This window comes from Streptomyces sp. NRRL F-5755 (assembly GCF_001279365.1).
In the GTDB taxonomy this organism is placed as follows: domain Bacteria; phylum Actinomycetota; class Actinomycetes; order Streptomycetales; family Streptomycetaceae; genus Streptomyces; species Streptomyces rimosus.
Genome location: NZ_LGCW01000263.1, coordinates 47,156 through 61,898, shown reverse-complemented (window position 1 = coordinate 61,898; position 14,743 = coordinate 47,156). Strand labels below are relative to the sequence as shown.

16 protein-coding genes are annotated in these 14,743 nt (G+C 71.6%); 8 read left to right on the top strand and 8 right to left on the bottom strand.

Features of this window, described 5'->3' with window-relative positions; genetic code table 11:
• The 3 genes from ADK86_RS22940 to ADK86_RS22930 all read left to right on the top strand — a co-directional run.
• A partial coding sequence (locus ADK86_RS22940) for a DUF2252 family protein (RefSeq protein WP_159393916.1) occupies window positions 1-315 on the top strand: 315 nt, incomplete at its 5' end.
• A gap of 118 nt (window positions 316-433) precedes the next feature.
• Window positions 434-1,450, top strand: coding sequence for a hypothetical protein (locus tag ADK86_RS22935; RefSeq protein ID WP_420718875.1), 1,017 nt, complete (start codon window positions 434-436; stop codon window positions 1,448-1,450).
• Between the two features lie 10 nt (window positions 1,451-1,460).
• Window positions 1,461-1,805, top strand: a complete 345-nt coding sequence (locus ADK86_RS22930) for a rhodanese-like domain-containing protein (RefSeq protein ID WP_003985313.1) — start codon at window positions 1,461-1,463, stop codon at window positions 1,803-1,805.
• An 8-nt stretch (window positions 1,806-1,813) separates the two neighbouring features.
• Here the strand turns inward: ADK86_RS22930 and ADK86_RS22925 are convergent, their stop codons facing one another.
• The 6 genes from ADK86_RS22925 to paaA form a co-directional block, all read right to left on the bottom strand.
• Window positions 1,814-2,947: an acyl-CoA dehydrogenase family protein gene (locus ADK86_RS22925; RefSeq protein ID WP_053698271.1), complete on the bottom strand. Its 1,134-nt coding sequence runs from the start codon at window positions 2,945-2,947 to the stop codon at window positions 1,814-1,816.
• A gap of 82 nt (window positions 2,948-3,029) precedes the next feature.
• Complete coding sequence (locus tag ADK86_RS22920) at window positions 3,030-4,100, bottom strand: 2Fe-2S iron-sulfur cluster-binding protein (RefSeq protein ID WP_053698270.1); 1,071 nt, start codon at window positions 4,098-4,100, stop codon at window positions 3,030-3,032.
• Window positions 4,100-4,594, bottom strand: a complete 495-nt coding sequence (gene paaD / locus ADK86_RS22915; RefSeq protein ID WP_053698269.1) for a 1,2-phenylacetyl-CoA epoxidase subunit PaaD — start codon at window positions 4,592-4,594, stop codon at window positions 4,100-4,102. The genes ADK86_RS22920 and paaD overlap by 1 nt, the downstream gene beginning before the upstream one ends.
• Window positions 4,588-5,361, bottom strand: a complete 774-nt coding sequence (paaC, locus tag ADK86_RS22910; protein WP_078952194.1) for a 1,2-phenylacetyl-CoA epoxidase subunit PaaC — start codon at window positions 5,359-5,361, stop codon at window positions 4,588-4,590. The genes paaD and paaC overlap by 7 nt, the downstream gene beginning before the upstream one ends.
• On the bottom strand, window positions 5,358-5,750 hold the full coding sequence (gene paaB, locus ADK86_RS22905; RefSeq protein WP_234345970.1) for a 1,2-phenylacetyl-CoA epoxidase subunit PaaB: 393 nt from the start codon (window positions 5,748-5,750) through the stop codon (window positions 5,358-5,360). The genes paaC and paaB overlap by 4 nt, the downstream gene beginning before the upstream one ends.
• Window positions 5,747-6,706, bottom strand: coding sequence for a 1,2-phenylacetyl-CoA epoxidase subunit PaaA (gene paaA, locus ADK86_RS22900; protein WP_053698268.1), 960 nt, complete (start codon window positions 6,704-6,706; stop codon window positions 5,747-5,749). The genes paaB and paaA overlap by 4 nt, the downstream gene beginning before the upstream one ends.
• A gap of 168 nt (window positions 6,707-6,874) precedes the next feature.
• Here paaA and ADK86_RS22895 point away from each other — a divergent pair, with 168 nt between their 5' ends.
• From ADK86_RS22895 to ADK86_RS22885, 3 genes are all read left to right on the top strand, one after another.
• The gene (locus ADK86_RS22895) at window positions 6,875-7,543 is read left to right on the top strand and encodes a DUF5819 family protein (RefSeq protein WP_030374479.1); all 669 of its coding nucleotides are present in this window, start codon (window positions 6,875-6,877) and stop codon (window positions 7,541-7,543) included.
• Between the two features lie 164 nt (window positions 7,544-7,707).
• Window positions 7,708-9,102, top strand: coding sequence for an HTTM domain-containing protein (locus tag ADK86_RS22890; protein ID WP_420718874.1), 1,395 nt, complete (start codon window positions 7,708-7,710; stop codon window positions 9,100-9,102).
• Between the two features lie 89 nt (window positions 9,103-9,191).
• On the top strand, window positions 9,192-10,025 hold the full coding sequence (locus tag ADK86_RS22885; protein WP_053698266.1) for a TrmH family RNA methyltransferase: 834 nt from the start codon (window positions 9,192-9,194) through the stop codon (window positions 10,023-10,025).
• A 9-nt stretch (window positions 10,026-10,034) separates the two neighbouring features.
• On the opposite strand, the gene paaN is transcribed toward ADK86_RS22885, so the two are convergent.
• On the bottom strand, window positions 10,035-11,741 hold the full coding sequence (gene paaN, locus ADK86_RS22880; RefSeq protein WP_053698265.1) for a phenylacetic acid degradation protein PaaN: 1,707 nt from the start codon (window positions 11,739-11,741) through the stop codon (window positions 10,035-10,037).
• A 223-nt stretch (window positions 11,742-11,964) separates the two neighbouring features.
• Here paaN and ADK86_RS22875 point away from each other — a divergent pair, with 223 nt between their 5' ends.
• Window positions 11,965-13,485 carry a 3-hydroxyacyl-CoA dehydrogenase gene (locus ADK86_RS22875; protein WP_053698264.1) on the top strand — a complete coding sequence of 507 codons (1,521 nt, stop codon included), beginning with the start codon at window positions 11,965-11,967 and terminating at the stop codon, window positions 13,483-13,485.
• A 2-nt stretch (window positions 13,486-13,487) separates the two neighbouring features.
• Window positions 13,488-14,075, top strand: coding sequence for a TetR/AcrR family transcriptional regulator (locus ADK86_RS22870; protein ID WP_053698263.1), 588 nt, complete (start codon window positions 13,488-13,490; stop codon window positions 14,073-14,075).
• 43 nt (window positions 14,076-14,118) lie between these two features.
• Here the strand turns inward: ADK86_RS22870 and ADK86_RS22865 are convergent, their stop codons facing one another.
• Window positions 14,119-14,610: an Lrp/AsnC family transcriptional regulator gene (locus tag ADK86_RS22865; protein ID WP_003985299.1), complete on the bottom strand. Its 492-nt coding sequence runs from the start codon at window positions 14,608-14,610 to the stop codon at window positions 14,119-14,121.
• Window positions 14,611-14,743: the final 133 nt, after the last annotated feature.

Here is a 14,743-nt window from a genome sequence, read left to right as displayed (position 1 = left end):
GAGGGGGAGGGGGCGGGGGCGGGGAGGCCCTACCAAGTGCGGCAGTTTCGGAACCGGAAGGGCAGCGTGGACCCCGCCGCCCTCCCCGGCGACCAGATCGACGACTACGCCCGCATGACGGGCGCCCTGCTGGCTCGTGCTCATGCGCACAGTGCCGATCCACGCGTGGTGGCGGGGTACTGCGGCAAGGGCGACGCGTTGGACGAGGCGCTGGCCGACTTCGCGGTGGCCTACGCGGATCGTACGGAGGCGGATCACGCGGAGTTGGTCGCGGCGATCCGGAAGGGACGGATAGCCGCGGAGACGGGGGTCTGAGCGGGGGCGCTCCGGGCCGTAGGGTGGCCGGGTGACGAACTCGCAGGCGGAGAACGCGCAGGACGGCCAGGACCCCCATGCTGACCACGGGACCGCGGGCTACGCGGGTTCTGCGGGGGTGACCGATCAGGGGGGCGGGGCTTCCCGCGGCGGTCACGATCAGGACGGATCGTACGTCTCGCAGGAGAGCCGGAACAGCCAGGACGGTTCGTACGTGCCGCAAGGGAGCTGGAACGGTCAGGAGCCGTACGCCTCTCAGGAGGGGCGTCCCGGGTACGAGGGACCACGCGCTGCTGAAGGAACCCAAGGCCACGACTCTCCAGGCGCGCACACCCCGCCCCACCCCACCCCCGATGCGCAGGCAGCTGCCACGCAGCGGTTGGCGCAGGCGGTGGCGGCTGCTGAGCAGGCGTTGATCGAGTTCGAGATCGCGGTGGAGACCTTCCGGGTGGAGGTGGAGAACTTCTCGCGGTTGCACCATCAGCGGCTCGGCCCGATGTACGCGCGGCTGGACGAGCTGGATGCCCAGATCGCCGAGGCGGTCGCGGCTCGTACGGGTGACCCCGAGGATGTGCGCAAGGCCCACGAGGCACGGGCGGCGGTGCTGCCGATGCCCGAGGTGGAGGAGTTGTTCCACGGCTGGGTGGCGTCCGAGGGGCTGTACCCGGAGGCCCAGGCGATGCTCAACGAGCAGCCGGTCAGTCCGCCGCAGAAGGTGCGGCCCAGTGAGGAGGCCCGCCGGATCTACCGCGAGCTGGTGCGCAAGGCCCACCCCGACCTGGCGCGGGACGAGACCGAGCGCGCGCGCCGGGACGCCTTCATCGTGCGGGTCAACGCGGCGTATGGGGCCGGGGACGAGGCCACGCTGAGTGAGCTGGCCCGCGAGTGGGAGGCCGGTCCCGTACCGCAGGAGCAGCGGCCGAGCGAGAGCGAGGAACTGTACGCGCGGCTGGAGTGGCTGGCGGAGCGCAAGGAGATGCTGGCGGCGATGGTCACCGAGATGGAACAGAGCGCGATCGGCGCGATGATCAAGATGGCGCCGGACGACCCGGACGCGCTGCTCAACGAGATCGCCGAAAAGCTGCTCGCGGATGTGGCCGAGCGCGAGGCATACCTCGCGCAGCTGGTCGGGTAGCGTCGGGCCCATGCACTTTGGTTCTCTGCCCACGGTCGGCGTCGACGCTCTCACCTCGCAGGACTTCCTCCTGGACGTACGCGAGAACGACGAGTGGGAGGCGGGGCACGCCGAGGGCGCGCTGCACATCCCGATGAGCGAGTTCGTCGCCCGGTACGGCGAGTTCACGGAGCAGGCGCCCGACGGCGGCCGGGTCTATGTGCTGTGCCGGGTCGGCGGCCGGTCCGCGCAGGTCGCCCAGTACCTGATCCAGCAGGGCATCGACGCGGTGAACGTCGACGGCGGCATGCAGGCGTGGGAGGCCGCGGGCCGCCCCGTGAAGAACAGCAAGGGCGAGCCGGGCGCGGTCGTCTGACCTGCCGCTCAGCCCAGGGCGTGGGCGGCCAGCAGGTCGCCCAGCGCTTCTTCGTGGGCGGCGGCCGGGCCCAGGGACAGTTCGAGCTGCTTCGCCCAGGCGTGGTAGCGGTGGAGTGCGTAGTCCGTGTCCGCGCCGAAGCCGCCGTGCAGGTGTTGTGCGGTCTGTACGACGCGCCGTACGCCTTCCGCGGCCCAGATCTTGGCCACCGCCACGTCCCCTGCCGGGGGCAGTGCGCTGTTCGCGGAGCTGCTGATGCGCCATGCGGCCTGCCAGAGGGTGGCTTCCATGGCGCGCAGATCGATGTAGCGGTCGGCGGCCTGGACGGCGACCGCCTGGAAGGTGGCGACGGGGAAGCCGAACTGTTCCCGCTTGGACGTGTACGCGCTGGTCATGGCCAGGACGGCTTGGCCCAGGCCGAGGGCCAGTGCGCAGGTGCCGGTGGTGAGGAGGTCGCGCAGCCACTCCCAGGCGCCGGGGTCGGTGATCACCTCATCGGGGGTCGTCCGTACGGAGTCGAGGTGGATCTCCGCGAGGCGTTCGCCGTTGGTGGAGACCTGGTCATGGATGCTGACGCCATCCCGGAGGCGGGGGACGAGGGCGAGGACGGCGGTCCCGTCACCGGTGTGGGCTGGCACGAGGATGCGGTCGGCGCTCTGGGCCCAGGGGACGGCGGTGTGCAGGCCGTCGAGCACCCAGTCGGAGCCTTCCTGACGGGCGGTCACGGCCAGCTCGGCGGGGTCGTGGCCGGTACGGCCGTTGGCGGCGACGGTGAGGACCAGTTCGCCGCGCCCCACACCGGGCAGAACGTCGGCGCGCAGCTCGGCGTCTGCGTAGGACTGCACGGCGAAAGCCGCGGCGCTGTTCTCCAGCAGCGGTACGCGGGCGAGTACCCGGGCGGACTCGCGCAGGACGAGGCAGAGCGCGATCGCGTCCAGGCCCGCGCCGCCGTACTCGGGCGCGAGCAGCAGACTCAGCAGGTCGGCGTCGGCCAGTTTGCGCCAGAGAGGGCGGTCGAAGTCGTCGGCCACCGCTCCGGCGGTCAGCGCGGGACTGGGCACGCTGTCGGGCGCGACATCCGTGAAGACGGCCTGTGCCGCCTCGACGGCCGCCTGCTGCTCCTCGGTGAAGGTGAAGTCCACTGGCCTGTCCTCCCGTGTGCCCGCACGGCGGTTACCTGACGGGCCGTCAAGTTAGAACAGGTTGCAGCGAATGTGAATGGGGTCAGCGGTCGAAGTCCAGCTCGACCTCCTCCGTCACGGGGTGGGACTGGCAGGCCAGCACATATCCGGACGCGACTTCCTCCTCCTCCAGCGCGAAGTTGCGGTCCATGCGTATCTCGCCGGACACCAGGAAAGCGCGGCAGGTGCCGCAGACGCCTCCCTTGCAGGCGTACGGGGCGTCGGCGCGGTTGCGCAGCACCGCCTCCAGCAGCGATTCACCGTCCAGAACCGGCCAGCTTCCGGCCCGGCCGTCCAGGGTCGCGGTCACGGTGCTGTGCGCGGGGGTACGGAAAGGCGCGGCGTCGGCGGAGGTGGAAACGTTCTCCACGTCGGTGGGCTCGGCTATGTGGAAGATTTCTTCGTGGATACGGCCGCGGGGGACCTGGAGGCCGCGCAGGGCTCGTTCCGCGGCTTGGACGAGGCCGTACGGGCCGCACAGATACCAGCCGTCGACGGAGCCGACAGGCAGCAGGGCGGGCAGCAGCTCCCGAAGCCGCTCCTCATCCAGGCGGCCGGAGGGCAGGCCCGACTGCTGGTCCTCGCGGGAGAGGACGGAGACCAGCTGGAAGCGGTCCGGGAAGCGGTCCTTCAGGTCGGCGACCTCCTCCAGGAACATCGTGGAGGCCGCCGTACGGTCGCTGCGGACCAGGCAGAAGCGGGCGTCCGGCTCCTGGGCCAGCAGTGTCGCGGCGATGGACAGCACGGGGGTGATGCCGCTGCCGCCGACGATGCCCACGAACCGTCCGGGCCGGGGCTCCAGCACGAACCGGCCGGCCGGGGCCATGACCTCGACCGTGTCGCCGACGGCCAGTTCCTTGAGGGCGTACGTGGAGAACTCGCCGTCCTCGACCAGCCGGATGCCCACCCGCAGCCGGGGTTCGTCGTCGCACGCCGGGGTGCAGATCGAGTACGTACGGCGGATCTCGCGGCCGTCCACCGTGCGGCGCACCGCGATGTGCTGACCCGGTGTGTGCCGGAAGGTGTCGCGCAGCTCGGGCGGCACCTCGAAGGTGACGGCGACGGCGTCGTCCGTGAGCCGTTCGAGCTCCGCGACCCGGAGCGGGTGGAACATCACAACTCCTTGAAGTGGTCGAACGGTTCGCGGCAGGACTCGCAGCGGCGCAGTGCCTTGCAGGCGGTGGAGGAGAAGCGGCTGAGCAGGGTGGTGTCGGTCGATCCGCAGTGCGGGCAGCGGATCGCCAGGGCCACCGGTACGGGCCCGCCGGCCGGCCCGGTGGGGCGGGGCGGGGCTATGCCGAACTCGGCCAGCTTGCGGCGGCCCTCGGCGGTGATCGCGTCGGTCGTCCACGGGGGGCTGAGGACCGTGCGCACCTCGACCTGGGGGATGCCGTTCTCATGGAGGACGCGTTCTATGTCGGCGGACATGGTCTCGATGGCGGGGCAGCCCGTGTACGTCGGGGTCAGCTCGACCTCCACCTGGCCGGGGCCGGTCATCCGCAGTCCGCGCAGGATGCCCAGCTCGGCCAGGGTCACGACCGGCAGTTCCGGGTCCGGGACGGAGCCGGCCAGGTCGCGCAGCCGTTCTTCGAGGGTGGTGGTCACCATGTCGCCCCCGGGTGGCTGCGGTGCAGATGCTGCATCTCGGCGAGCATCCGGCCGAACGGCTCGGTGTGCAGGCCCTGGCGTCCGGCTCCCGCGGTCCAGGCGCCGCGGCTCGGGCCCTGGGGGACGGTGAGGGTGGCGCGGGTCAGGACGGAGGCGATGCTCGTGATCCAGTCGTCGTGCAGGGCGGTGAGGTCCAGGTCGAGGCCCGTGACCGGCTCGAAGAGCTCGCCGGTGAAGCGCCACAGGGCGTCCAGGCCGCGTTGTATGCGCGCGTGGCTCTCTTCGGTGCCGTCGCCCAGGCGCAGGGTCCACTGTTCGGCGTGGTCACGGTGGTAGGCGACTTCTTTGGCCGCCTTGGCCGCGAGTGGCGCCAGGGGGCCGTCGTCGGCGGACAGTTGGCCGTACAGCAGCTCCTGGTACGTGGAGAAGTACAGCTGGCGGGCGATGGTGTGGGCGAAGTCGCCGTTGGGCTGCTCGACGAGCTGGCAGTTGCGGAAAGAGCGCTCCTCGCGCAGATACGCCAGCTCGTCCTCGTCGCCGACGAGGGAGAGCAGGACGCGGGCCTGGCCGAGGAGGTCCAGCGCGATGTTGGCGAGCGCCACCTCTTCTTCGAGGACGGGGGCGTGCCCGGCCCACTCCCCCAGCCGGTGGGAGAGGACGAGCGCGTCATCGCCGAGGGCCAGGGCCGGGGCAGCGGCGGCGACGTCCCGGGCCAGCGAGCCCGCGGGGGCGGCGGCCGGGGTGACGGTGGTCGGTGCGGGCTTCACAGGTGCTGCACCCCGTCCGGGATCTCGTAGAACGTCGGGTGGCGGTAGGGCTTGTCGGCGGCCGGTTCGAAGAAGGAGTCCTTCTCGTCCGGGGAGGAGGCACGGAGCGCGGCGGAGGGGACCACCCAGATCGAGATGCCTTCGGAGCGGCGGGTGTACAGATCGCGGGCGTTGCGCAGGGCCATCGCGGCGTCCGGGGCGTGCAGGCTGCCGGCGTGGGTGTGCGACAGGCCGCGCCGGCTGCGGACGAAGACCTCCCACAGGGGCCAGTCGGCGGGGGCTGCCGAGGCTCCGGGGCCCGCGTCGGGCGCTGCGGCGGTCGGCCCCGGCTCGTCCGGGCCGGTCCGGCTTTCGGGACGCGCGCCGTCCGCCGTGCCGTTCGTGGTCATCGGTTCCCCTCCCCGTGCTTGGCCGCGTACGCAGCCGCGGCGTCGCGCACCCAGGCGCCGTCCTCGTGGGCCCGGCGGCGCTGGTCGATGCGCTGTTCGTTGCAAGGGCCGTTGCCCTTGAGGACCTCGCGGAACTCGTCCCAGTCGATGGGGCCGAAGTCCCAGTGGCCGCGCTGCTCGTTCCACGTCAGGTCCGGGTCCGGGAGCGTGAGGCCCAGGGACTCGGCCTGGGGCACGCAGATGTCGACGAAGCGCTGGCGCAGCTCGTCGTTGGAGTGCCGCTTGATCTTCCAGGCCATGGAGCGGGCGGAGTGCGCCGATTCGTCGTCGGGCGGACCGAACATCATCAGCGACGGCCACCACCAGCGGTCCACCGCGTCCTGGGCCATGGCGTGCTGGGCGTCCGTGCCGCGGCTCAGGGCGAGCAGGAGTTCGTAGCCCTGGCGCTGGTGGAAGGACTCCTCCTTGCAGACGCGGACCATGGCGCGGGCGTAGGGGCCGTACGAGCAGCGGCACAGCGGTACTTGGTTGGTGATCGCGGCGCCGTCCACCAGCCAGCCGATGGCTCCGACGTCCGCCCAGGTCAGGGTCGGGTAATTGAAGATGGAGGAGTACTTCTGGCGGCCGGAGTGGAGCTTGTCGAGGAGTTCGTCGCGGCCGACGCCGAGGGTTTCGGCGGCGCTGTACAGATACAGGCCGTGGCCCGCTTCGTCCTGCACCTTCGCCATCAGGATCGCCTTGCGGCGCAGGGACGGCGCGCGCGTGATCCAGTTCGCCTCCGGCTGCATGCCGATGATCTCGGAGTGGGCGTGCTGCGCTATCTGGCGCACCAGCGAGGCGCGGTAGGCGTCCGGCATCCAGTCGCGGGGCTCGATGCGCTCGTCCGCTGCCACCGCCGCCTCGAAGTCGGCTTCCAGAGCCGCGAGGGACGCGGTGTCCGGCGCGATCGTCGTCATGTGATCCCCCTAGCTCCCGACCGACCGATCGTTCGGTTCAATGGTGTGGCGCGGACACGCGGGGTGTCAAGCCTGTGGATAACTCGGGGGAGGGTGTGCCGCGTGGGGCGGCCTAGGTACGGTTCCGGAGCGGCGGAAAGCCGCTCGGTGACTGGAAACGGGGCAGGAATGCAGCTATACGGGGACGAATCGCGGCCACCCGCCGCGCTCTCGCTGCCGTCACGCATCGTGGTGAGCGTGGCGGCCGGTGCCGTCACACTGGCCGTCGCGATCCATCTGGCGATGATGTTCCTGCACGTCGCACCGTCGAACACGCTGAGCAAGCAGCACGGCGAAGCGATCAACGACTACGTCTTCCCGGAGTACGAGCAGAACTGGAAGCTGTTCGCGCCCAATCCGCTCCAGCAGAACATCGCGGTGCAGGCGCGCGCCCAGCTGCGTACGAAGGACGGCGAGCGGCTGACCACCGGCTGGACCGACCTCTCCGCCCTCGACGGCCGGGCCCTGCTGCACAACCCCGTACCGAGCCACACCCAGCAGAACGAACTGCGCCGCGCCTGGGAGTACTACCTCAACACCCATGACGCCCAGGACCGCTCCACGGGTATGCGCGGCGAGCTGGCCGAGCAGTACATCCGGCGGATCGTGATGCAGCGCATGAGTACGCAGTGGACGGCGCGCGGCGCGGTCGAGCAGATGCAGGTCCGCTCGCGCACGACGGCCGTCAGCCCGCCGCCGTGGAGCACCGAGAAGATCAGCGACAAGCCCCGGTACCGCCAGGTGCCCTGGTGGCAGGTCACCGCGGCCGACCTGCCCGAAGGAGCGAGGATCCAGTGACAGCGCACAGGTTGCCTCCGCAGGCGGCAGGCGAGCCGGCGGCCGCCGGCTCCCGCGCGAACGCGACGGACGGAGCGGCCACGCCGGACGCGCCGGCCGCCGGCTCCCGGCCGGACACCGGCTCCCCGGCGACCCCGGCCGACGCCCGCGTACCCGCACCATCGATCGCGGCGGACTCGTCGAACACAACAGCCGCGTCCAGCACAACAGACACGCCGCCCCCCACCACCCCGGCCACCCCCGCACCCACCAAGAGCGCATGGCCCGCCCTCACCCCGCCGCCCCCCGCCGCATCGCGGCCCGGCGCCGGGAAACGCCCGCGCTCCGAAGAGACGCGCATAGAGCGCGCCTTCGGCCACGCCTTCCGGCGCGTCACGGGCAGCGCCTTCGCCCCGTACCAGTCCGCCGTCATCCGCATCGGATTCGCCGCGACCTGGCTGTTCTTCCTGCTGCGTGAGTGGCCGAACCGTCAGGAGCTGTACGGGCCCCACGGCCCCTGGAGCGGCGACATGGCGCGCCGGCTCCTCGCCGACAACCAGGCGTTCTCCGTCCTGACCTGGTCCGACGGGCGCGGCTGGTTCGAGCTGGTCTACACCCTCGCGATTCTCAGCAGCGCCCTGCTGCTGGTCGGCTGGCGCACCCGCACCATGTCCGTGCTGTTCATGGTGGGCGTGCTGTCGCTGCAGAACCGCAGCATCTTCATCGGGGACGGCGGCGACAACGTCATCCACCTGATGGCCATATACCTGGTGCTGACCCGCTGCGGACAGGTGTGGTCGCTGGACGCCCGCCGTGCGGCGAAGCGTGGGCAGGGGGCTGACCCGGGCCTTCCGGAGCGTGACATCACCGGTGTCGTCCTGTGGGCGGTGCTCGGTCTGTCCCTCGCTGTTGCCCAGGTCATGGGCCTGTCCGGCCTCTCCTGGTTCGGCGCCGGGCCGTTCCCGGGTGTGGGCTGGGGGCTGACCCTGTGGATCCTGTGGTGCGCGCACGGCGCCTGGTGGGCGGTGCGGCGGTACGCGCCCGGGGAGCCGCGCGTCGTCCTCGACATGCTCGGCAAGCTGGCGCACAACGGCGCCATGCTGGTGATCGTCGTCGAGGTGTGCCTGATCTACGCCACCGCCGGCTGGTACAAGATCCAGGGTTCGCGCTGGCAGGACGGCACCGCCGTCTACTACCCGATGCACCTGGACTACTTCTCGCCCTGGCCGGACCTGTCCCGGCTGCTCGCCGACAACGGCCTGATGATCATGCTGATCACCTACGGCACGGTGATCGTGCAGGTCGCCTTCCCCTTCACGCTCTTCAACCGGCGCCTGAAGAACGTGCTGCTCGTGGTGATGATCTGCGAGCACCTGTCGATCGCGTTCCTGCTGGGCCTGCCGTTCTTCTCGCTCGCGATGATCACGGCGGACGCGGTGTTCCTGCCGACGGTGTTCCTCGTCTGGCTGGGCGCCCGCGTCTGCGCCGTACGCGACCGGGTGCTCCCCCGGCGTGCACGGGACGGGGAAAGCGGGATGACGGCCCCGGCAGGGGCACCCTCAGAGGTGTCGGCGCCCTGAAGGCGCGCGGTCACGCGCTGTGCCGCCGGTGGCGCCCGTAGACGGATGTGCCGGATGTCCGCCCGGCGGGCAGTTGAGATAGTGGGGAAATGATCGAGAACGGGACCTCGGACGATCCGGTACGGTGCTGGCGCGCGAGCGCCGGGGACCCCGCCTCGGTCCTCCTGGACGGCTTCCACGCGCTCAAGCACGCGCTGCGCTTCGGCGGGGACGTACGGCAGGTGCTGACCAGCGACAAGGCGGCACTGCTGGCGCTCGCGGAGGAACTCGCCGACGACCTGACCGGCACGCTGGACGCGCTGGCGGAGCAGGTGCCCCTGGCGGCGCTGCGCACGCTGCTGCCGAAGGTCCACCCCACGGGCGTCGCGGCGCTGGCCGTACGCCCCGATGCCGAAGCGAATTTGGCCCGCCTACGGGCCGCGCCACGCCCCTCTCCCGTCGTCCTGCTGGAGAACCCGCGCAACTTGGGCAACATCGGCGCGGTCGTCCGCCTGGCGGCCGGTTTCGGCGCGACCGGTGTGGTCACCACGGGGTCGCTCGACCCCTGGCATCCCAACGCGGTACGCGGCAGCGCGGGCCTGCACTTCGCGAGCGCTGTGGAGCGCCTGACGCTGCCGGAGCTGCCGCCGGGGCCCCTCTATGCTCTCGACCCGGAGGGCGCGGACATCCGGACCGTCACCTTCCCCGACGACGCGATCCTCGCCTTCGGGTCCGAGCGCCAGGGCATCTCGGACGAGCTGCGGGAGCGGGCGACGGCGCTGGTCGCGGTGCCGATGCAGGCGCGGGTCTCCAGCTTCAACCTGGCCACGAGCGTGGCCATGGGGCTCTTCCACTGGATGTCCCGCGCCTCGGCGGCGCCGGCCGCTGCGGCGGATGCCACCGGGGCGGCCGGGCCGTCGTTCTCCGGCTTCCCGCTCTCCTGAACGGGCCTGCTAGCTCTCCTGAACGGGCCTGCGCACCTCCACCGTCCGGAACCGGTTCGCCACGAACGCGCCGTCGCACAGCGCCGCGTTCGCGGCCGGGTTGCCGCCCGAGCCGTGGAAGTCGGAGAAGGCGGCGGTCTGGTTGACGTACACCCCGCCGGTCAGGTTCAAGGAGAGCTGCGCGCACTCCTCCAGGCACGCCTCCTCCACCAGCTTCTCCACCTCCGCCGAGGTGGTGTAGGCGCCGACCGTCATGGCGCCCTTGTCGCGGACCGTGCGCCGCAGCAGGTCCACGGCGTCCGCCGGGGAATCGACGGCCACCGCGAAGGAGACCGGGCCGAAGCACTCCGACAGGTAGGCCGCGTCCGCGCCCGCCCCCTCCCAGAGCTTGCGCGCGCCGTCCATCTTGACCAGCACGGGCGTGCGGACCGTGGCGTCCGGGAAGTCGGGGTTGGTGACCGCGCGGGAGGCCAGAGCCACCTCGCCCAGCCCGGCCGCCGCCTCGATCCGCTCCTTGACCTGCGGGTTGACGATGGCGCCGAGGAGCGCGTTGGCCCGCGTGTCGTCGCCCAGCAGCTTGTCGACCGCGGTGGCGAGGTCGGCGACCACGTCGTCGTACGACTTGGGGCCGGCGTCCGTGGTGATGCCGTCGCGGGGGATGAGGAGGTTCTGCGGGGTGGTGCACATCTGGCCGCTGTACAGGGACAGGGAGAAGGCCAGGTTGCCGAGCATGCCCTTGTAGTCGTCGGTGGAGTCGATGACGACCGTGTTGACGCCGGCCTTTTCCGTGTGGACCTGCGCCTGGGGCGCGTTGGCCTCCAGCCAGTCGCCGAACTCGGTCGAGCCGGTGTAGTCGATGATGCGTACCTCGGGGCGGACCGCGAGGGTCTTGGCCAGGCCCTCGCCGGGGCGGTCCACGGCCAGGGCGACCAGGTCGGGGGAGAACCCGGCCTCGGCCAGCGCCTCGCGCGCCACCCGGACGGTGAGCGCCAGCGGCAGCACGGCCCGCGGGTGCGGCTTGACCAGGACGGCGTTGCCGGTGGCCAGGGAGGCGAACAGGCCCGGGTAGCCGTTCCACGTGGGGAAGGTGTTGCAGCCGACCAGCAGGGAGACGCCGCGGGGCACGGCCTTGAAGGTCTTGGTCAGCTCCAGCGGGTCGCGCTTGCCCTGCGGCTTGGACCACGCGGCTTCGCCCGGAGTGCGGGTCTGCTCCCCGTAGGCGTACGCGACGGCCTCCAGGCCGCGGTCCTGGGCGTGCGGCCCGCCCGCCTGGAACGCCATCATGAACGCCTGGCCGCTGGTGTGCATGACGGCCTGCGCGAACTCGTGGGTGCGCGCGCTGATCCGCGACAGGATCTCCAGGCACACCAGGGCCCGGGTCTCCGGCCCGGCGTCGCGCCAGGCGGGCATCGCGGCGCGCATGGCGGGCAGCAGCACGTCCGGGTCCGGGTGCGGGTAGGTGATGTCCAACGCGATGCCATACGGGGAGACTTCGGCGCCGGTCCAGTCGTCCGTGCCGGGCTGGCCCAGGTCGAACCGCTTGCCGCGCAGCGCCTCGAAGGCGGCCTGGCCGTCGGCCGGGGCGGTTTCGCCGTACGCCTTGGGGTGCTCGGGGTGCGGGGACCAGTACGCCCGGCTGCGGATCGCCTCCAGCGCCTGGTCGAGCGTCGTGCGGTGCTTCTCGCGCAGCTGCGCTGCGGTCGGTTCGGCGGCCATCGAAGACCAACTCCTCGTCGGGCGGCTCTGGGGCCTGCCGTCACGGGTCACCCGCCCCCGCGGGCGCGGACGCCACGCCGGGGAAGCGACGCCACTGCACGGCCAGGTCCGAGGACAGGGCTGGGAACGCGTTCGGCGACGGGGCTAGAGTAACCGAACGATCGGTCGGGGCAAGAGGGTCCGGCGAACCTGTGGACAACTCCGTCGGGGAGGATCAGCCGTCATGACAGCCATCGAAGCGGGACGCACCGTCGCGGTCGTCGGCACGGGCACCATGGGCCAGGGAATCGCGCAGGTCGCGCTGGTTGCGGGCCACCCCGTCCGGCTCTACGACGCCCTGCCGGGCCGGGCCGCCGAGGCCGCCGGGGCGATCGGGCGCCGTCTGGACCGGCTGGTGGAGAAGGGCAAGCTGCCGGCCGCGGAGCGCGAAGCGGCCCGCGCACGCCTGCTGCCCGCCACCGCACTCCCCGAACTTGCCGATGTCGCACTGATCGTCGAGGCGGTTGTGGAGGAACTGCGCGCCAAACAGGAGCTGTTCGCCGCCCTGGAGGACGTGGTGTCCGAGGACTGCCTGCTGGCCACCAACACCTCGTCCCTGTCCGTCACGGCCGTCGCGGGCGCGCTGCGCCTCCCCGGGCGCTTCGTCGGCCTGCACTTCTTCAACCCGGCACCGCTGCTGCCCCTGGTCGAGGTGGTCAGCGGCTTCGCGACGGACGAGGCGGCGGCCACCACCGCGTACGAGACGGCCGCGGCCTGGGGCAAGTCCCCCGTACGCAGCGCCGACACCCCCGGATTCATCGTCAACCGCATCGCCCGGCCCTTCTACGCGGAAGCGCTGCGCGTATACGAGGAGCGGGCCGCGGACCCGGCCACCATCGACGCCGTGCTGCGCGAGTCCGGCGGCTTCCGTATGGGGCCGTTCGAGCTGATGGACCTCATCGGGCAGGACGTGAACGAGGCCGTCACGCGCTCGGTGTGGGAGGGCTTCTTCCGCGACCCGAAGTTCACGCCCTCTTTGGCGCAGCGCCGCCTGGTGGAGGCCGGCCTGCTGGGCCGCAAGGCCGGTCAGGGCTGGTACGACCACGCCGAGGGGGCCGCCGAGCCGGTGCCGCACACCGCGGAGCCGTGCCCGGCGCCGGCCGCGGTGGCGGTGCACACACAGCTCGCCGGGCCCGCCGCCGCCCTCCAGGAGCTGATCGAGGAAGCCGGCATCAAGGTCACGCGGGAGCGTGCGCCGGGGGAGCACGAGGGCTGCATCCGGCTGCCGGGCGGCGCGCGGCTGGCCCTGACCGACGGCCAGCCCGCCACGGGCGACCTGTCGGGGCCCACGATCCGCTTCGACCTGGCGCTGGACTACCGGGCCGCGACCCGCATCGCCCTGGCGCCCGGCGCGGAGGCGTCGTCCCAGGACGTGCGGGAGGCCGTGGGGCTCTTCCAGGCGCTCGGCAAGGCGGTCAGCGTCATCGAGGACGTGCCGGGCCTGATCGTCGCCCGTACGGTCGCGATGATCGTGGACTTCGCCGCGGACGCCGAGGCGCGCGGGGTGGCGAGCCGCGAGGACATCGACACGGCCATGCGGCTGGGCGTGAACTACCCCGGCGGGCCCTCGGAGTGGGCCGACGGCATCGGCCGGCACTGGTTGTGGCACCTGCTGGACAGCATGCACCACCACTACGCCGGCGGACGCTACGCGCCCTCCTGGGCCCTGCGCCGCAGTTTGAAGCCGAACCGCCGGATGCTCTAATCATGACCATGGCCAAGCGCGACACCTACACGCCCGATTCGCTGCTGGCGGTCGCCGTCGCGGTGTTCAACGAGCGCGGATACGACGGCACCTCCATGGAGCACCTCTCCCGGGCGGCCGGCATCTCCAAGTCCTCGATCTACCACCACGTACGCAGCAAGGAAGAACTGCTGCGCCGCGCCATAAGCCGGGCGCTGGACGGGCTCTTCGGGGTCCTCCAGGAGCCCGGGGCACGTAAGGGGCGGGCCATCGAGCGCCTGGAGTACGTGACCAGGCGCGAGACCGAGGTGCTCATGGACGAGCTGCCGTATGTGACCCTGCTGCTGCGGGTGCGCGGCAACACGGACACGGAGCGCTGGGCCATGGAGCGCCGGCGGGAGTTCGACGGCGAGGTCACCGAGCTGCTCAAGCAGGCGGCGGCGGACGGCGACCTGCGCCCGGACGTGGACGTCCGGCTGGCGACCCGGCTGCTCTTCGGGATGATCAACTCGATCGTGGAGTGGTACCGGCCGGGCCGGGGCGGCGCGGCGAGCCGCGAGGAGGTCGCGGACGCCGTGGTGCGGACGGCTTTCGCGGGACTGCGGAAGTAGCCGCGCCGCCGCGCGCACGGAGCCGGCCTGTCCCATCCCCGTCCTATCCCTGCTCGGCCCCCAGATCGGTCTCCTCGAAGACGAGCAAGGTGCGGGTGCTGAGCACTTCCGGTATCGACTGGATACGGGTGAGGACCAGCTCCCGCAGCTCCTGGTTGTCCTTGGTGTGCACCAGCAGCAGCACGTCGAAATCGCCGCTGACCAGCGCGATGTGCGCGGCCCCCGGAAGCGCGGTGAGCTGGGCGCGCACCGTGCGCCAGGAGTTCTGCACGATTTTCAGCGTCACATACGCGGAGGCGCCCTGACCGGCGCGTTCCTGGTCGATGCGGGCGCTGAAGCCGCGGATCACGCCGTCGTCGATTAAGCGGTTGATCCGCGCGTAGGCGTTGGCGCGCGAGACGTGTACACGCTCGGCAACGGAGCGTATCGAGGCCCGTCCGTCGGTCTGGAGCATGCTCAGGATCGCGCGGTCGATGGTGTCCAAGGGACGCGCGGGGCGGTGCCCTCCGTTATTGGCCATCTGTTCGTCCGGCATACCGGCTCGCCTCCCCTTGGTGGACGCTCTGTCCTCATCTCAGGCTGTGGAGAACCGATTGTCCACAGGCTGAGCCCGCCTGTAGCCAAAATGTGCCGACGACCGAACAATCGGTAGGTACGGGCCACCGCCC